At 61.6% G+C, this 16,680-nt stretch carries 14 protein-coding genes; 10 read left to right on the top strand and 4 right to left on the bottom strand.

Annotation, left to right across the window (positions count from 1 at the left end):
• Window positions 1-40 precede the first annotated feature (40 nt).
• Both ACOYQJ_RS10920 and ACOYQJ_RS10915 read right to left on the bottom strand, forming a co-directional pair.
• Entirely contained in the window at window positions 41-2,854 is a 2,814-nt protein-coding gene (locus ACOYQJ_RS10920) for a [protein-PII] uridylyltransferase (RefSeq protein WP_422906059.1), read from the bottom strand.
• Window positions 2,814-4,001 (bottom strand): penicillin-binding protein activator, encoded by a 1,188-nt coding sequence (locus ACOYQJ_RS10915; RefSeq protein WP_422906058.1) that lies wholly within the window; start codon window positions 3,999-4,001, stop codon window positions 2,814-2,816. Before ACOYQJ_RS10915 ends, ACOYQJ_RS10920 begins: the two co-directional genes overlap by 41 nt.
• A 95-nt stretch (window positions 4,002-4,096) precedes the next feature.
• Here ACOYQJ_RS10915 and rsmI point away from each other — a divergent pair, with 95 nt between their 5' ends.
• The 4 genes from rsmI to ACOYQJ_RS10895 are packed head-to-tail and all read left to right on the top strand — an operon-like array spanning window position 4,097 to window position 7,286.
• The gene (gene rsmI, locus ACOYQJ_RS10910; protein WP_422906278.1) at window positions 4,097-4,966 is read left to right on the top strand and encodes a 16S rRNA (cytidine(1402)-2'-O)-methyltransferase; all 870 of its coding nucleotides are present in this window, start codon (window positions 4,097-4,099) and stop codon (window positions 4,964-4,966) included.
• A 16-nt stretch (window positions 4,967-4,982) separates the two neighbouring features.
• Window positions 4,983-5,396, top strand: a complete 414-nt coding sequence (locus ACOYQJ_RS10905; protein WP_422906057.1) for a YraN family protein — start codon at window positions 4,983-4,985, stop codon at window positions 5,394-5,396.
• Window positions 5,397-5,454: 58 nt separating this feature from the next.
• Entirely contained in the window at window positions 5,455-6,390 is a 936-nt protein-coding gene (gshB, locus tag ACOYQJ_RS10900; RefSeq protein ID WP_422906056.1) for a glutathione synthase, read from the top strand.
• On the top strand, window positions 6,387-7,286 hold the full coding sequence (locus tag ACOYQJ_RS10895; RefSeq protein ID WP_422906055.1) for an alpha/beta hydrolase: 900 nt from the start codon (window positions 6,387-6,389) through the stop codon (window positions 7,284-7,286). The genes gshB and ACOYQJ_RS10895 overlap by 4 nt, the downstream gene beginning before the upstream one ends.
• Here ACOYQJ_RS10895 and ACOYQJ_RS10890 read toward each other — a convergent pair.
• A complete protein-coding gene (locus tag ACOYQJ_RS10890; protein ID WP_422906054.1) occupies window positions 7,256-8,770 on the bottom strand; it encodes a YifB family Mg chelatase-like AAA ATPase in 1,515 nt (504 codons plus the stop codon). The genes ACOYQJ_RS10895 and ACOYQJ_RS10890 overlap by 31 nt on opposite strands.
• 143 nt (window positions 8,771-8,913) lie before the next feature.
• The gene (locus tag ACOYQJ_RS10885; RefSeq protein ID WP_422906053.1) at window positions 8,914-9,777 is read right to left on the bottom strand and encodes a glutathione S-transferase N-terminal domain-containing protein; all 864 of its coding nucleotides are present in this window, start codon (window positions 9,775-9,777) and stop codon (window positions 8,914-8,916) included.
• A 214-nt stretch (window positions 9,778-9,991) separates the two neighbouring features.
• On the opposite strand from ACOYQJ_RS10885, the gene ACOYQJ_RS10880 reads away from it, so the two are divergent.
• The 6 genes from ACOYQJ_RS10880 to ACOYQJ_RS10855 all read left to right on the top strand — a co-directional run bounded on the left by ACOYQJ_RS10880 (window position 9,992) and on the right by ACOYQJ_RS10855 (window position 16,675).
• The gene (locus ACOYQJ_RS10880; RefSeq protein ID WP_422906052.1) at window positions 9,992-10,870 is read left to right on the top strand and encodes an RNA polymerase factor sigma-32; all 879 of its coding nucleotides are present in this window, start codon (window positions 9,992-9,994) and stop codon (window positions 10,868-10,870) included.
• Entirely contained in the window at window positions 10,867-11,661 is a 795-nt protein-coding gene (locus tag ACOYQJ_RS10875) for a ChaN family lipoprotein (protein ID WP_422906051.1), read from the top strand. Before ACOYQJ_RS10880 ends, ACOYQJ_RS10875 begins: the two co-directional genes overlap by 4 nt.
• A gap of 55 nt (window positions 11,662-11,716) precedes the next feature.
• The gene (coaBC, locus tag ACOYQJ_RS10870) at window positions 11,717-12,922 is read left to right on the top strand and encodes a bifunctional phosphopantothenoylcysteine decarboxylase/phosphopantothenate--cysteine ligase CoaBC (protein ID WP_422906050.1); all 1,206 of its coding nucleotides are present in this window, start codon (window positions 11,717-11,719) and stop codon (window positions 12,920-12,922) included.
• Window positions 12,923-12,977: 55 nt separating this feature from the next.
• A complete protein-coding gene (gene dut, locus ACOYQJ_RS10865; protein ID WP_422906049.1) occupies window positions 12,978-13,439 on the top strand; it encodes a dUTP diphosphatase in 462 nt (153 codons plus the stop codon).
• A complete protein-coding gene (locus ACOYQJ_RS10860; protein ID WP_422906048.1) occupies window positions 13,439-14,479 on the top strand; it encodes a HesA/MoeB/ThiF family protein in 1,041 nt (346 codons plus the stop codon). Before dut ends, ACOYQJ_RS10860 begins: the two co-directional genes overlap by 1 nt.
• Before the next feature lie 174 nt (window positions 14,480-14,653).
• Window positions 14,654-16,675 (top strand): M3 family metallopeptidase, encoded by a 2,022-nt coding sequence (locus ACOYQJ_RS10855; protein WP_422906047.1) that lies wholly within the window; start codon window positions 14,654-14,656, stop codon window positions 16,673-16,675.
• Window positions 16,676-16,680: the final 5 nt, after the last annotated feature.

The following is a 16,680-nucleotide window of genomic DNA, read 5'->3' as shown; positions in this document are numbered from 1 at the left end:
AGACGAGTTTAGCTGCGCTTTGAAAAATGTCGCGCCAAAACTAACCGTAAGCGCGTTCCGTGCCTTCGGTGATCGCGTCGCGCAGCTTTTTCTCGATCTGGTCACGTTTGACCTTTGAGTGCAGTTTCAGCCCGAACATATCCTTTACGTAGAAGGTATCGACCACCTGTTCGCCGTAGGTCGCGATCAGCGCCGAGGCGATATAGATGTTCTGGTTGGCCAGCGTCCGGGCCAGATCGAACAGAAGGCCGGGGCGGTCACGGGTGTCGACCTCGATGATCGTGAAGATCTCGGACCCTTCGTTGTCAAAGATGATATGCGTCGGAACCTTGAAGGCTTTTTCGCGCTTCTTCAGCTTGTCCTTGGGCTTGATCGCCTCGCGGGCGACGACTTCGCCCATCAGGGTCTTGCGGATCATGTCGCGCAGACGCGGGATGCGGGTGTCTTCGTAGGGATGGCCTTCGGAGTCCTGAATCCAGAAGGCGGCGGTGGCATAGCCGTCATTGGTGGTAAAGGTGCGTGCGTCCACGACGTTGGCCCCGACCAGCGCCAAGGCCCCGGCAAGCCGCGAGAAGATGCCGGGGTGGTCATGCAGGGCAAAGCAGACGCGGGTGGCGTCGCGGTCCTCATCCGGGTGGATGTCGATCTTGATCTCATCCTCGGCGATCTCGCGCAGCAGATTGGCAAATATCACATGCGCGGTGACATGCAGACCTTGCCAGTAGGGCGGATAATGGCGCCCGGTCTCAACCCGCAAGTCGGCCGCAGACCATTTCGCCAGCTTTTCACGCAGCAGCTTTTTGGCTTCGGTGCCGCGCAATTCGCGGTTGAGGTCTTCCATCCCGCCTTCAAGCGCGCGCCGGGTCTGACGATACAGCGCCCGGAGGAGCGCCGCTTTCCAGTTGTTCCAAGTGCCCGGACCAACGCCGCGAATATCGCAGACGGTCAGCACGCACAGCAGATCGAGCCGTTCCTTGGTTTTCACCGCCTTGGCAAAGTCGCGCACGGTGCGCGGATCGGCGATGTCGCGCTTTTGCGCCATGTCAGACATCAAAAGATGGTGCCGGACCAGCCATTCGACGGTTTCAGCCTCTTTCTTGGAAAGACCAAGCCGCGGCGCGACCTTGCGGGCGATCTGGGCGCCAAGGATCGAGTGATCTTCGTCCCGCCCCTTGCCGATGTCATGCAGCAGTAGGGCGACATACAGGATTTTGCGGTTTACCCCCTCTTCGAGGATGGTCGAAGCGACAGGCAATTCCTCGGTCAGGTGCTTGTGTTCGATCTCGGAGAGGTTCCAGATGCATTGGATGGTGTGTTCGTCCACCGTATAGTGGTGGTACATGTTGAACTGCATCATCGCGACAATCGGCGCGAATTCCGGAATGAACGCCGCCAGCACGCCAAGTTCATTCATCCGGCGCAGGGCGCGTTCGGGATTGCCGTGCTTCAGCAGCAACCCGAGGAACAGCTTCTGCGCCTCTTTGTCATTGCGCAGGCCGTCGTCGATCAGTTTGAGGTTGGCCTTGACCAGGCGCATGGCGTCAGGGTGGATAAGAAGACCGGTGCGCAGGGCCTCTTCGAAGATGCGCAGCAGGTTCAGCTTGTCGGCGAGGAACTCTGTCTTGTCCACGATCGCAAGGCGGTTGTTGACCACCGAATAGCCGTCCTTGACCTTGGGCTTGCGCTTGAAGATGCGTTCAAGAAGCGGGGCGCCCTTGGTGTGATCGGCCTCAAGCGAGGTCAGAAGGATGCGCGTCAGGTCGCCCACTTCGGTGGCGTTGCGGAAAAAGTCCTGCATGAACCATTCCACGGCGCGACGTCCGCCCTTGTCCTTATAGCCCATACGTGTGGCGACCTCGACCTGCGTGTCAAAGGTCAGCAGTTCATTGGCGCGCCCGGCGGATAGATGAAGATGGCAGCGCACAGCCCAGAGGAACCGTTCGGCCTGACAAAAGCCCTCGTATTCCTCGGGGCGGAAGACGCCCTTTTGCACCAGCTCTGACACGTCATCGGTGTGGTGCACATATTTGATGATCCAGAACAGCGATTGCAGATCGCGCAGCCCGCCTTTGCCCTCCTTTATGTTGGGCTCGACCATATAACGCTGGCCCTGCTTTTCATGGCGCGCGTCCCGTTCTTCCAGCTTGGCCTCGACGAATTCGCGTTCCGAACCGTCGAACAGGTCGCGCCAAAGGCGGTCGTCCAACTCTTTGGCCAGCGGCGCGTGACCAATCAGGAAACGGTGTTCCAGCATCGCAGTGCGGATGGTGAAATCCTCGGCGCCAAGGCGCAGGCAGTCCTTCACGGTCCGCGAGGAATGGCCCACCTTCAGGCGCAGATCCCACAGGATGTACAGCATCGATTCAATGACGCTCTCGGCCCATGGGGTGATCTTGTAGGGAGTGAGAAACAGCAGGTCGACGTCGGAAAAGGGCGCCATCTCGCCCCGGCCATAACCGCCGACTGCGATCACCGCCAGCCGTTCCCCTTCGGTCGGGTTGGGCAGGCGGTGCAGGTGCTGGGTGGCCACCTCAAAGGCAAGGCGGACCATGCCATCGGTCAGCCATGTATAGGACCGGGTGGTGCGGCGCGAGGCAAAGGGATCAGCCTCAAACGCCTCGGCAATGACCGCACGGCCTTTTTTCTGCGCCTCTGCCAGCGTTTGAACGGTGATCTTGCGGATCTCGCTTTCGCTGACGTCCGCCGGGAAGGAACCGAACAGGCTTGCCCGAAGGGCGGGTAGATCAAAAATGTCGGAGGCCGGAACGATAAGATCGTCCGGCATCCGGTCGGTGTTTTGTTCGAGGCTCGGCTCAGAAGCCAGCGCCGCCGAAGCTTGTTGGGGCAGGGTCAAGAATCACCACCTGTTTGTTGCGCACAGTCGCAACGGCCAGCCCACGCTGGTTGGTTCCGTCCGACATCAGGCGGAATACACCACTCACACCGTTAAAACCAGTTGAACGGGTCAACGCCTTGCCAGTCAATGCATCGCCCCGCCCCTGTGATGCCAAAGCGCCAATGGCAGCGATCCCGTCATAGGCAAGCCCGGCCAGCGGATGCGGCGCGGTGCTGTAGGCCGATGCATAGCGGTTGTTGAACGCCTCTTGCTGGGCTTTGTTGGGCAGGGTGAACCATGCGCCTTCCGCGCCGGGCAGATCGAACAGATCGGGGCGCACGTCCCAACGCGTGAGGCCGATATACTGGGTGGTGGTCGGGTTCGCGCCGCTGTCGGGCAGCATGTTCAACAGCATCGGCATTGCCGCGTTGGTCGCATCCGTCGTGATAAAGACAGATTCGGCGCCCGCCTGCTGGACGACACGGCCCGCCGCCTGCGCGGCAGTGGACACGCCCTCAACCGACAGGGTGTAGCCTTCGGAGCTGAGCACCTGAATGCCCGCCGAGGTCGCTGCCTGCTCAATCGCGCCTTTGCCAAACTGGCCTGGGACATCGTTGGAATGCACGATCACGACGCTGTCCTTGCCTTGCCGCTTGGCGAACCGCATCAGCCGCTGGGCGGTGTTGGCAAAGGTCGGGCCAAGCACAAAGACGTTGCCGCCTGCGATCGAGGGGTTGTTGGAAAAGCTGAGAACGTTGATGCCTTCGTCGGCGACGGCAAGGCCCGCCGCATTGGCGGCCTCGCCGAACAAAGGACCAAGGATCACCTTTGCGCCTTCGTCGACGGCGCGCTGCGCCTGCGCTGCGGCAGTGCTGGAGTTGCCTGCGGTGTCATAGACCTTCAGTTCGATTTTGGCACCGTTCAGCTCGGAAATCGCCAGACGTGTGGCATTTTCCAGCGCTTGGGCAACCGGCCCGGCCCCGGCATCAGACTTGGGAACCAAGAGCGCCACCCTAATGGGTTTGCTCGGGTCGATCTTGGGGCCACCCGCGCGCCCTCCCACCGAGGGAATCATCGTGGCATCACAGGCAGCAAGCCAAGCGGCGGCCAGAACTGCGACCGCAGGGCGTAACGCCTTGCGCATGGGGGTCAAAACAGCAAACATGGACGGTGAACTCCCTCGTTGTCGGGCGCGGGCGTGGATCGCCCGTGCGAGATTGCGTGCGAATATAACCGAGCCATGTGAGGGGTCCAGTGACGATTGAGGGGAAAAAGGGCGGTTTGACGCCGGGGTTGTATCTTGTGGCGACGCCCATCGGCAATGCGCGGGATATCACGCTGAGAACATTGGACATCCTGAGGGGCGCCGATGTTCTGGCCGCAGAGGATACGCGCAGCCTTCGGCGGCTTTTGGAAATCCACGGCGTCCCATTGGGCGAACGTCCGCTAGTGGCTTACCACGATCACAACGGCGCAAAGGCGCGACCGCGCCTGCTGGGCGCCTTGGAGGCAGGGCTTTCTGTGGCCTATGCCTCGGAGGCCGGAACGCCGATGATCTCGGACCCGGGGTTTGATCTGATGCGGGCTGCACAAGAGGCTGGCTATCCCGCCACCAGCGCGCCGGGCCCCTCGGCTGTGGTGACGGCGCTGACGCTTGCTGGCTTGCCCACTGACCGTTTTTTGTTCGCTGGTTTCCTGCCCAACGCTTCCGGCGCACGCAAAAGGGCGCTGGACGAATTGCGTGGCGTTCCCGCGACGCTTGTCTATTACGAGTCGCCAAAAAGGCTGGGGGCGATGCTACGCGACGCGGCCGAGACTTTGGGCGGCGACAGGCCTGCCGCCGTGTGCCGCGAGCTGACCAAGAAATTCGAAGAAGTCCAGCGAGGGACGTTAAACGAACTGTCCCAGATCTACACCGAAACGCAGGCACGCGGTGAAATCGTGGTGCTGATCGGCAAAGGCGATTCAGAAACTGTTAGTGAAACCGACATAGACTCGGCAGTGCGTAAAGCGCTGGAAACAATGTCGGTCCGCGACGCGGCGGATCTTGTCTCGGCCCAGTTGGGGGTCAAACGGCGCCCGGTTTACCAAATGGCCATGAAGCTTGCAGGTGAGCAAGGAGACGACTGAAGCGGGAGAATGGCAGATGATGATCGACCCGCGGAACGATGGCGCAAAACATCGCGGAATGCCGGTGCGGCAGGCGCGTGGGCAGACCAGCCATTGTGCCGGTCAAGCCGCCGAAGAAAATATCGCGCGCGATTATGAGCGCCGCGGTTTTCCGATATTGCATCGCAGGTGGCGCGGAAAAGGTGGTGAAATTGATCTGATCGCAAGAAACGACAACGGATTGATCTTTATCGAAGTCAAGCAGAGCCGATCGTTCGATACCGCAGTTCACCAAGTGTCACCGCGCCAGATTGCCCGATTGCAATGCACCGCAGAGGAATACCTTGGCACCCAGCCACTTGGTTCCCTGACCGATGTGCGCTTTGACGTGGCTCTTGTCGATGGTCGCGGTGACATCCGTGTGATCGAGAATGCCTTTGGTCAGATTTAACTGGCATTGAACCTCGCTCCGCCTTGCGCCATCTATGTAGGGCAACCGGGGAGTGCCCATGAAAATCGCATTTCAGATGGACCCGATCACAGGGGTCGATATCAACGCTGACAGCTCGTTCCGCATCGCCGAAGAGGCGCAGGCGCGTGGGCATGATCTGTTTTATTACGATCCCGATCAATTGGCCTATGAAGAGGGGCGGATCACCGCGCGCGGCCATTGGATGACGGTCCAGCGCGTCATCGGGACGCCTGCGGTTCTGAGCGATGAGGTCAAGGTCGACCTGGCCGAAATGGACGTGATCTGGCTGCGTCAGGATCCGCCATTTGACATGCACTACATCACGTCGACCCACCTGCTGGATCGCCTGAAGGGGCAGGTCTTGGTGGTCAACGATCCTTTCTGGGTGCGCAATTTCCCGGAAAAGCTGCTGGTCCTGAACTTTCCCGAATTGACGCCGCCGACTACCATCGCCCGTGATTTGCAGACCATCCGCGAATTCAAGCAACGCCATGGCGATATCATCCTCAAGCCTTTGTACGGCAACGGCGGCGCAGGTGTTTTCCGTTTGGATGCCAACGACAAGAACCTGTCGTCCCTGCATGAACTCTTTACCGGGTTCTCGCGCGAGCCGTTGATCGCGCAGAAATATCTGCCGGACGTCACCGCGGGCGACAAACGCGTGATCCTGGTCGATGGTGAACCCGTGGGCGCAATCAACCGCGTCCCCGCCAAAGGCGAAGTGCGGTCGAACATGCATGTGGGCGGGCGCCCCGAAAAGATCGAACTCAGCGCCCGCGACCGCGAGATTTGCGCCGCCATCGGGCCGAGCCTGCGCGACCACGGCCAGATATTCGTGGGGATCGACGTGATTGGCAACTACCTGACCGAGATCAACGTGACCTCGCCGACCGGCATTCAGGAACTCGAACGCTTTGACGGGATCAACGTGGCAGAAAAGATCTGGCTGGCGATCGAGGCCAAGCTGGCATGAGCTGGCAGCTGCGGCTGCTGAACATGCAGCTGCGGCTGACCGTCAAACGGCGGCTTGCAAAGGTGCCGGACGTGCCCACGGCGCGGCGCGAGTTTGATCGTATCGCGGCACTGACTTTTTGCGCGACCCCATATATGCGCCATCTTGAGCGCCCCGGCGGTCTGCATTGGATCGGCGCTGGGCCTGCGCAACGTGGCAAGGTCATCCTTTATTTTCATGGTGGCGGCTATATCGTTGGAAGCCCAAAGACCCATCAGCAGATGCTGGCGCGGCTTTCGCGCCTTGCAGGGGTCGAAGTCTGTGCGCCCAGTTACAGGCTTGCCCCGGACAATGCCTTTCCCGCGGCAATTGAAGATGCGCAGGCGGCTTGGGCGCGGCTGAGGGCGCTGGGCTATGGCCCAAAGGATATTGTGATTGGCGGAGATTCAGCCGGAGGCGGTCTGGCTTTTGCCCTGCTGGCCGATCTTTGCCAGCGCGGTGAACAGCCTGCTGCCGCCTTTGCCCTTTCGCCCTGGACCGATTTGGCCATGACCGGCTCCAGTCTGATGCAAAACGAGGCCTCTGACCCGATGTTGCCCGCCGCGCGGATCGAAGAACTGGTGGAGTATTACCTTCAAGGGCAAGACCGCCGCGATCCAAGGGCCTCGCCGCTTTATGCCAATTATCCCGGCTGTCCGCCGCTGCTGCTGCATTGTTCCAAGACCGAGATTTTGCGCGACGATACGTTGCGCCTGGCGGAAAAGCTGACGGGTGAGGGGGCTTTGGTCGAGGTCGAGACCGAAGACAACGCGCCGCACGTCTGGCACCTCTTCGACGGTTGGATCCCCGAGGCGCGCGCCAGCCTGCGCAGCGCGGCGCGCTTTGTTCAGGCCTCCTTTGAGGACACCAGCCGATAGCTGAGCGCCTCGGCCAGATGGGGGCGGCGAATGTCTGCGGAGGCGTCCAGATCGGCAATCGTGCGCGAGACGCGCAAGATCCGGTGATATCCACGCGCGGAAAGCCCGAAACGTTCGGCAGCCTTGTTCATCAAATCCCGCGTTTCACCGTCCAGCGCGGCAATTTCCTCGAGAGGTTGACCTTCGGCGTCGGCGTTTGTGCGCATGCCGGGGACCCCCTTGAACCGCGCGCTTTGCCTTTCGCGCGCCGCGGCGACCCGGGCGGCGACAGTTGCGGAGTTGTCACCGGATGGCGGAAGTTCAAGATCGGAAAATGCGACGGGGGGCACTTCGACGCGCAGATCGAAGCGATCCATCAGGGGGCCGGAAATGCGGCCAAGGTAATCCTCGCCGCAGATCGGAGCGCGCGAACAGGCGCGTCCGGCGTCCGAGAGATAGCCGCATTTGCAAGGGTTCGCCGCCGCAATCAGCATGAACCGGCTGGGGTATTTGATATGCGCATTGGCGCGCGCAATCATCACCTCGCCGGTTTCGATCGGTTGGCGCAGGGTTTCCAGCGTCGCGCGGGCGAATTCGGGGAATTCATCAAGGAAAAGCACGCCGTTGTGGGCAAGGCTGATCTCGCCCGGTTTGGCCGAGCGACCGCCACCGACAATCGCTGCCATCGAAGCGGTGTGATGCGGCTCTCGGAACGGGCGGGCGCGGGAAATCCCGCCTTCGTCCAGCAAACCGGCAAGTGAGTGGATCATTGAGGTTTCCAACGCCTCGATCGGCGACAGCGGCGGCAGAATGCCTGGCAAGCGCTTGGCCAGCATGGACTTGCCCGATCCGGGCGTGCCGACCATAAGCATGTGATGACGGCCTGCGGCGGCGATCTCCATCGCCCGCTTGGCGCGTTCCTGCCCTTTAACATCGCGCAGGTCGCGCGTGCTGTCGTTGCCGCCGACCTCGCCTGGTTTGGCGGGGTCAATTACACTCTGGCCGGTGAAATGCTGCACCACGTCAAGCAGGCTGCCGGCGCCGATGACGTTGCAGGCCGCGACCCATGCCGCCTCGGCGCCCGAAGCGCGGGGGCAAAGCAGTGCGCGGTCCTCCTGTGCGGCGGTCATGGCAGCGGGCAGGGCGCCGATCACCGGCACCAGAGTGCCATCAAGAGACAGCTCGCCCAAGGCCACCGTTTGCGCGACGGCATCGCGCGGGATGACATCGAGCGCGGCCAGTAGGCCAAGCGCGATGGGCAGATCAAAGTGCGAACCTTCTTTCGGCAGATCCGCCGGGGACAGGTTGATGGTGATCCGTTTGGACGGCAGGGCAATGGCCATCGAGGCCAGTGCTGTACGCACCCGGTCGCGCGCTTCGGACACCGCCTTGTCGGGCAGGCCAACGATTGAGAAAGCGGGCAGGCCCGGGGTGACAGCGCATTGCACTTCGACGGGGCGCGCCTCGACCCCTTCGAAAGCGACTGTATAGGCGTGCGCAACCATTCCCAAACCCTTGTGACCCCGAACAAATGGGACGTTGCGGTCAACGTGGTTAGGAAATGGTTAACGCTTGCAATGTTTTGGACCGCGTATGCGGGCGTTGCTTTTGTAACAACGCCCGCCGTGGTCGCGTCAACGCAGCACATTCAGGGTGTCAGCAGGGCCATGAAGGCAGGCCAGGCTTCGGGATCGGCAACGGTTTTGTCCCGGCAGAAGGCATTGCAGAACCCAAAAGTGCGTCCCTGGATCTGCATGAGGTGCGTGACCGGATCGCCGGAGTAGGGACAGCTGTCGTTTTCCGGAGTGCCGCCCTCGACGGGCTGCGCGGGCAGAGGCACCGGACCGGGCCAAGGTTTCTGAGTGTAATCGCGGGCATACCAAGGCAGCTCCGCCCCTTTGGCAAAGCCCATTGCGCGCCAGCGGCGGAAGGCCGGGTCGGCAAGGTGGCGGTCGACATAAGCCTGCGCCAGCGGAGAGACTTTGATGCCATATCCGGCAATCCGCGCCGCCACCGGGGCAAAGGCGGCATCGGCGGCGCTGTACGCATTGCACAGCCATGGACCGCCAGATTTTTCCAACGCGAAGGTCCAGATTGTTTCGATACGCGCGATGTCGGCAATGGTTTCCGCGGATGGCTGGAAATCCGAATATGCGGCGCGCAAGTTCATCGGGCATTCGGACCGCAGCGCGCCAAAGCCCGAATGCATTTCGGCCGCTAGGCTGCGGGCCATGGCCCGCAACGCCGGATCAACCGGCCAGATACCAGCTTTGGGGTGGCGGGTGGCCAGTTCCTCGGCCATAGCGAGGCTGTCCCAGATCACGGTTCCATCGGCGATGAGGGTCGGAACAGTCTTGGCTGGCGCGTGGGTTGCCATTTGCTCGGCCACCCCCTGCGCCATGAAGTCGACATGCCGGATTGTGGCCTCGATCCCGAACCTGCGAAACAATAGCCAGCCGCGCAATGACCAGCTGGAATAGGAGTAATCGCCAACAAAAAGTTCGTAACTCATGGAACGGTTTCCCTCGTAATGCGTTGAACAAGGTATCGCATTGACTGGCGAAGAGAAATTCATCTTTGAGAGCAGGGATATCACCAGATTTGATATCACTTAAAAATGACTTCTTGATGCACTTTTAAAAGTTAAAGTGATCCGAGGGAGATCACCGCTCGTATCGCTAGGTAGAAACAATAAAGCCAACGGGCGAAGACCAAAGGGAGCGAAGATGGCACTTGATGGATTCAACGACCAGACGCTGTCCCGCAAGGCCATGAAGGCCGAGTTGCTGGATGCCGAAACCGAACGACAGCTGGCCTACGCGTGGCGCGATCAGCGTGATGAGCAGGCTTTGCACCGGTTGATCACCGCCTACATGCGGCTTGCGATTTCGATGGCGTCCAAGTTTCGGCGGTACGGCGCCCCGATGAATGATCTCATCCAAGAAGCCGGGCTGGGTCTGATGAAAGCGGCGGACAAGTTTGATCCTGACCGCGGAGTGCGCTTTTCGACCTATGCGGTTTGGTGGATCAAGGCGAGCATTCAGGACTATGTGATGCGCAACTGGTCGATGGTGCGCACCGGCTCGACCTCCTCCCAGAAATCGCTTTTTTTCAACATGCGCCGGGTTCAAGCCCAACTAGAGCGCGAGGCGAGCGCGGCCGGTGAGACCCTGGACCGCCATCAGATGCGTGAGATGATCTCGAAAGAGATCGGCGTGCCGCTGCATGATGTTGAAATGATGGAAGGGCGGTTGTCCGGGTCCGACTTTTCGCTGAATGCAACGCAATCGGTCGAGGATGAAGGGCGCGAATGGATCGACACGCTCGAAGACGACAGCGCACAGGCCGATGAGCTGGTCGAAGATAGCCATGACCGCGAACAATTGCGCGAATGGCTGCTGACAGCGATGAGTTCTCTCAGCGATCGCGAACGCTTTATAGTGCGGGAACGCAAGCTGCGCGACGAAGCGCGCACTTTGGAGAGTCTGGGGAACGAACTGGGCCTGTCCAAAGAGCGGGTGCGTCAGGTCGAGGCGGCGGCATTCGCGAAGATGCGCAAGTCGCTTGAAACGCAGTCCGGCGAAGTGCAACACTTCCTTCTATGAAAATTCTGAGCGTTGCGATGATTTGTCTGGCCTCGGCTGTCTCAGCCGGGGCCGATTTGTCGGGGGATGTGGTGTTTCTGGGTGAACAGCATGACAACCCGGCCCATCACGCGCGGCAGGCGGATCTTGTTGGGCAACTGGCCCCCAAGGCCTTGGTCTTTGAAATGCTGACCGATGAGCAAGCGGCCAAGGTCACGCCCGATCTTGTGCCCGATGCCAAGGCGCTGGGCGAAGCGCTGGAATGGGAGGCCGCAGGCTGGCCGGATTTCGACTGGTATCATCCGATCTTTCTGGCGGCGCCCGATGCCGCGATCTATGGCGCGGCGGTCCCGCGCGAGGCGGCGCGCGGTCTTATGGGGCAAGGGCTGCCACAGGTTTTTGGCGACCGGGCCACCGAATTCGGGCTGACAGACCCCTTGCCCGAAGCACAGCAAGAGGCGCGAGAGGCGATGCAGCTTTCGGCGCATTGCGATGCTTTGCCCGCTGAAATGCTGCCTGTCATGGTCTCGATCCAGCGTTTGCGCGATGCCTCCCTTGCCCGCGCAGCTTTGCAGGCCTTTCTGGATTCCGGCGGCCCGGTGGTGGTGATCACCGGGAACGGCCATGCCCGAAAGGATTGGGGGGCACCTGCGGCCTTGGCTTTGGCAGCGCCTGACTTGGCAATAAAGGCGCTCGGGCAAGGTGAAGAGGGCAGCGGCGCTCCGACGGGTGCATTTGATCTGGTTGAATTCAGCCCACCCGTGCAACGCGACGACCCCTGCGAAGCGTTTCTAAAGCAGCGCGGCAATTGAGTTTCCGCCCCTGACCCCCTAACACTTGGCAGACTTGGCCTTTTGGGAGCGTGCGATGCTGACGGGCAAACGTATTCTATTGATCGTCGGCGGCGGGATTGCCGCCTACAAATGCCTCGAATTGATCCGCCGTCTGCGTGAACGCGGGGCGTCGGTCACGCCGGTCATGACCCGCGCTGCCGAGGAATTTGTCACCCCGCTAAGCCTGTCTGCACTGGCGGGCGAAGAGGTTCATCAAGACCTGTTCGATCTGACCAAAGAGGCCGAGATGGGCCATATCCAGCTCAGCCGCGTGGCCGATCTGGTGGTGGTGGCGCCTGCCACCGCGGACTTGATGGCGAAGATGGCGGGCGGGCATGCCAATGATCTGGCGACCACGCTTTTGATGGCGACGGATACGCCGGTGATGATTGTTCCGGCGATGAACGTGCGCATGTGGGAACATTCCGCGACGCAGCGCAATCTGGTGGTCCTGCAGGGTGACGGCGTGAAGGTCGTCGGCCCGAACAGCGGCGACATGGCCTGCGGAGAGTTCGGGCCGGGGCGGATGTCGGAGCCGATGGAGATTGTCGCCGCGATCCAGACAGCATTGTCCGACGGGCCGCTGACCGGCAAGCGTGTGGTGGTCACCTCTGGCCCGACGCATGAACCCATTGATCCGGTGCGCTATATCGCCAACCGGTCTTCGGGCGCGCAGGGCACAGCCATTGCCGAGGCGCTGCGGGATCTTGGCGCCCGGGTTGTTTTCGTCACCGGCCCGGCCGAGGCGGCGCGGCCCACGGGGGTCGAAATCGTAGAAGTCGAAACCGCGCGCGAGATGCGCGAGGCGGTTCTGAGCGCCTTGCCTGCCGATGCCGGGGTCTTTGCGGCCGCCGTGGCCGATTGGCGGGTGGCCAGTGAAAGCCGCAGCAAGATCAAGAAAGACAAGGGCGCGCTGCCGGTGCTGGAATTCGCCGAAAACCCGGACATTCTTGCCGAAGTTTCCAAGCTGCAAGAGCAGCGCCCAGGACTTGTGGTGGGCTTTGCCGCCGAGACTGACGATGTGGTCGCCCACGCTACGGCCAAGCGCAAACGCAAGGGCTGTGACTGGATTCTTGCCAATGACGTCAGCCCCGAGACCGGGATCATGGGCGGGTCCGAGAACGCGGTTGTGCTGATCTCGGACAGCGGTGCGGAGGAATGGCCGCGCATGGGCAAGTCCGAAGTGGCGCGGCGGTTGGCAGAGCGTATCGCCGAGGCTTTGGGACAAAGTGTTCCGTGACGTTTTCGCGACCGCTGCCCGCGGCAAATTTTGAGTATTTGGAAAAAGAAGAAGCATGAGCCAAGTGGAAATCGCCGTCATGTGGGACGAAGGGGCGGACCAGTCCCTTGGGTTGCCCGATTACGCCACCGCCGGAGCGGCGGGCGCGGATTTGCGGGCCAACCTGCCGGATCGCAAAGACCTGGTATTGCAGCCGGGAGCGCGGGCGCTCGTCCCGACTGGGATGCGGCTGGCCATCCCGGATGGGTTTGAAGTGCAGATCCGGCCCCGGTCAGGGTTGGCGCTGAAGCATGGGATCACGCTGCCCAATGCGCCGGGAACAATCGACGCGGATTATCGCGGACCTTTGGGGGTGATCGTGATGAACGCCGGGGATGAGGCATTTGTCATCGCACACGGCGATCGCATCGCTCAGATGGTTGTGGCGCCAGTTCTGCGGGCGGGTTTTGCGGTTGTAGAGGCCTTGCCGGAAACGACGCGTGGGGCGGGCGGCTTTGGCTCGACCGGGAGAAGCTGATGTTTCTGGTTCTTGCGTTTGCCATCGGGCTTTGGGGGATCGGTCATCTGATGGGAGCGCCGAAACGCGCGCGCCTTGTGATGATCGGCATTCTCTATCTTGGCGTCGTCCTGTTGCACCTGATCCTGCCGGGCGGGCATCCGCTGCGCATGGCAACGGGCGAGTCGGCGGCGCTTTGGCTGATCTTTGGCGGCTTTGTTGCGATCGGTCTGGTCTACGGCTCCGGTGTGCGGCGGCTGAAAGCGCGGGCCGAAGTGCGTGAGGCGGCAGAGGCCAAGCCGAAGTCCGGCCTGTTCGGGGATGGTGAATTGGAACGTTACGCCCGCCATATCGTTCTGCGCGAATTGGGTGGTCCGGGTCAGAAATTGCTGAAGGAAGCGCGCGTTCTGGTGATCGGGGCCGGGGGTCTTGGCTCGCCTGCGCTGCTGTACCTGGCGGCGGCGGGTGTCGGGACCATTGGCGTGATTGACGATGACCTTGTCGACAGCGGCAATCTGCAACGTCAGGTGATCCACCGCGATGCGACTATCGGAATGCCCAAGGTCTTTTCCGCCGAGGCCGCGATGAAGGCGATCAACCCCTATATCGACGTGCGCCCCTATCACCGCAAACTGACCGAGGACATCGCGGCCGACCTTCTGGCCGATTTTGATCTGGTGCTGGACGGGACCGACAACTTCGAAACGCGCTATCTTGTGAACCGGGTTGCCGTGGCTGCGGGCAAACCGTTGATCTCCGGCGCCCTTAGCCAATGGGAAGGGCAGGTCTCTGTCTTTCATCCGGCGCAAGATGGCCCGTGTTACCAATGCATTTTCCCCGAAGCGCCGGCACCGGGGCTTGCGCCCTCTTGTGCCGAGGCTGGGGTGCTCGGGCCTTTGCCGGGGGTGGTCGGCTCAATGATGGCGGTGGAGGCGGTCAAGCAGATCACAGGTGCCGGGCAGGTGTTGCGCGGGCAGATGTTGATTTATGACGCGCTGTGGGGCGAGACACGCAAGATCGGCTTGAAGCAGCGCGATGATTGCCCGATCTGCGGCGCGTAACGCCACTTCCGACCTCGAAATAGGGTATTTCGCGTCCAAAACCGGAGTTTGCCCGGTGCCGGGTTTTTAACCGCTGTCTGACGGCGGAGACAGTCTGACAAAAGAAGTATGGGGCGGGCGATTGAAGCCCCGCGTACGGAAGCCTAGCTTGCACAGGACATACAGGAGAACCCAATGACCAACCCGCTTCTCGCCGACTGGGACACGCCCTTTGGCCTTGCGCCCTTTGACCTGATTTCGGACGAGGATTTCGCGCCCGCTTTGGAAATCGCGCTGGCCGAGCATCTGGCCGAGATCGAAGCAATCGCCAACAACGAAGAGGCGCCGACTTTCGCAAACACGATCGAGGCGATGGAAGGGGCGGGCGAAGCTTTGGACAAGGTGCTTGGCACTTTCTTCAACGTGTCCGGCGCTGACAGCAATGAGGCGCGGCAGGCTTTGCAACGGGAGTTTTCGCCCAAGCTCTCGGCGCACTCCTCGGCGATCTATGCCAATGAGGCGTTGTTCGCCCGGGTGCGCGACCTTTGGGAGCGGCGCGAGGATCTGGGCTTGACTGACGAAGAAGCGCGGGTGCTGATGCTGACCCACCGTGGCTTTGTCCGGGCGGGCGCGGCGTTGCAAGGCGACGCGGCAGAGCGGATGAAAGTGGTCAAGTCGCGGTTGGCAGTCTTGGGGACAGAGTTCACGCAAAACCTGCTCAAGGACGAATCCGATTGGTTGATGAAACTGGATGAGGACGATCTTGAAGGGCTGCCGGACTTCGTGGTCGACACCGCCTGCTCAGCCGGTGAAGCGGCTGGCAAGTCGGGACCGGTGGTTACGCTGTCGCGGTCACTGATCGTGCCATTCCTGCAATTCTCGCCGCGCCGGGTGCTGCGCGAAAAGGCATGGCGCGCATGGACTCAGCGCGGTGCCAATGGCGGCGAGACAGACAATCGCGGTATTGCCGCCGAAATCCTTGGCCTGCGGGCCGAGCGGGCGCAGCTTTTGGGTTATCCCGATTTCGCGGCTTACAAGCTTGAGACCGAGATGGCTGGTACGCCGGACAAGGTGCGCGGGCTGCTGATGGACGTTTGGGGCCCTGCCAAGGCGGCCGCTGAAAGCGATGCCGCCGAGATGGAAGAGATGCTGAAAGCCGACGGTCAGACCGGGCCGCTTGAGCCTTGGGATTGGCGCTATTACGCAGAAAGGCGGCGCAAGGCGATGCATGACCTCGATGAGGCCGAGTTGAAGCCGTATCTTCAGCTGGACCGCATGATCGAGGCAGCATTTTCCTGTGCCGGTCGGCTGTTCGGGCTGGAGTTCGCGCCGCTGGATGTCCCGCTGTACCACGCCGATTGCCGGGCATGGGAGGTCACGCGCGGGGGCGAGCACGTGGCCGTTTTTGTCGGTGACTATTTTGCCCGCAGTTCCAAACGGTCGGGCGCATGGTGCTCGGCGTTCCGGTCGCAGGCGCGGCGGCCCCGGGTCGAAACGCCGGTCGTGGTGAACGTGTGCAATTTTGCCAAACCGTCCGCCGGTCATCCGGCGCTGCTGTCTTATGACGACGCACGCACGCTGTTCCACGAGTTCGGCCATGCGCTGCACCAGATGCTGTCGGATGTGGAATTCGGCTCGGTCTCTGGCACCTCTGTGGCGCGCGATTTCGTCGAATTGCCCAGCCAGCTGTACGAGCATTGGCTGGAGGTGCCCGAGGTTCTTTCGGAATTTGCCACCCATGCCGAAACCGGAGAGGCGATGCCGCAGGCGCTGCTGGACAAGGTTCTTAAGGCCGCGACCTTCGATATGGGGTTCCAGACGGTGGAATATGTCGCCTCGGCGCTTGTGGATCTGGAGTTTCACCTTGGCGCGCCTCCGGCGGACCCGATGCAGAAACAGGCCGAAGTGCTGGAGGGCATTGGTATGCCGCGCGCGATCACCATGCGCCATGCGACGCCGCATTTCGCCCATGTCTTTGCCGGGGACGGCTATTCGAGCGGTTACTACAGCTATATGTGGTCCGAGGTCATGGACGCCGACGCCTTTGCCGCCTTCGAAGAGGCGGGTGGCGCGTTCGATCCCGAGATGGCCAAGCGGCTGGAAAATTTCATTCTGTCCAAAGGTGGATCAGAAGAGGCCGCTGACCTTTACATGCAGTTCCGGGGCAAGATGCCCGGAGTCGAGGCGCTGCTGAAAGGCCGCGGCCTCGCGGCCTGATCCGC

It is taken from the genome of Pacificoceanicola algae, from assembly GCF_049341065.1.
In the GTDB taxonomy this organism is placed as follows: Bacteria; Pseudomonadota; Alphaproteobacteria; order Rhodobacterales; family Rhodobacteraceae; genus Pacificoceanicola.
Note: the sequence above shows the minus strand (reverse complement) of the source record. Positions and strands in the feature narration are given on the sequence as shown.

Bases quoted from the DNA above. Each gene is read 5' to 3' on its own strand.
- ACOYQJ_RS10890 (WP_422906054.1), bottom strand. From the start codon at position 8,770: ATGGTTGCGCACGCCTATACAGTCGCTTTCGAAGGGGTCGAGGCGCGC.
- ACOYQJ_RS10855 (WP_422906047.1), top strand. From the start codon at position 14,654: ATGACCAACCCGCTTCTCGCCGACTGGGACACGCCCTTTGGCCTTGCG.
- gshB (WP_422906056.1), top strand. From the start codon at position 5,455: ATGAAAATCGCATTTCAGATGGACCCGATCACAGGGGTCGATATCAAC.
- ACOYQJ_RS10860 (WP_422906048.1), top strand. From the start codon at position 13,439: ATGTTTCTGGTTCTTGCGTTTGCCATCGGGCTTTGGGGGATCGGTCAT.
- ACOYQJ_RS10885 (WP_422906053.1), bottom strand. From the start codon at position 9,777: ATGAGTTACGAACTTTTTGTTGGCGATTACTCCTATTCCAGCTGGTCA.
- ACOYQJ_RS10895 (WP_422906055.1), top strand. From the start codon at position 6,387: ATGAGCTGGCAGCTGCGGCTGCTGAACATGCAGCTGCGGCTGACCGTC.
- ACOYQJ_RS10915 (WP_422906058.1), bottom strand. From the start codon at position 4,001: ATGTTTGCTGTTTTGACCCCCATGCGCAAGGCGTTACGCCCTGCGGTC.
- ACOYQJ_RS10905 (WP_422906057.1), top strand. From the start codon at position 4,983: ATGATGATCGACCCGCGGAACGATGGCGCAAAACATCGCGGAATGCCG.
- coaBC (WP_422906050.1), top strand. From the start codon at position 11,717: ATGCTGACGGGCAAACGTATTCTATTGATCGTCGGCGGCGGGATTGCC.
- ACOYQJ_RS10875 (WP_422906051.1), top strand. From the start codon at position 10,867: ATGAAAATTCTGAGCGTTGCGATGATTTGTCTGGCCTCGGCTGTCTCA.
- ACOYQJ_RS10880 (WP_422906052.1), top strand. From the start codon at position 9,992: ATGGCACTTGATGGATTCAACGACCAGACGCTGTCCCGCAAGGCCATG.
- dut (WP_422906049.1), top strand. From the start codon at position 12,978: ATGAGCCAAGTGGAAATCGCCGTCATGTGGGACGAAGGGGCGGACCAG.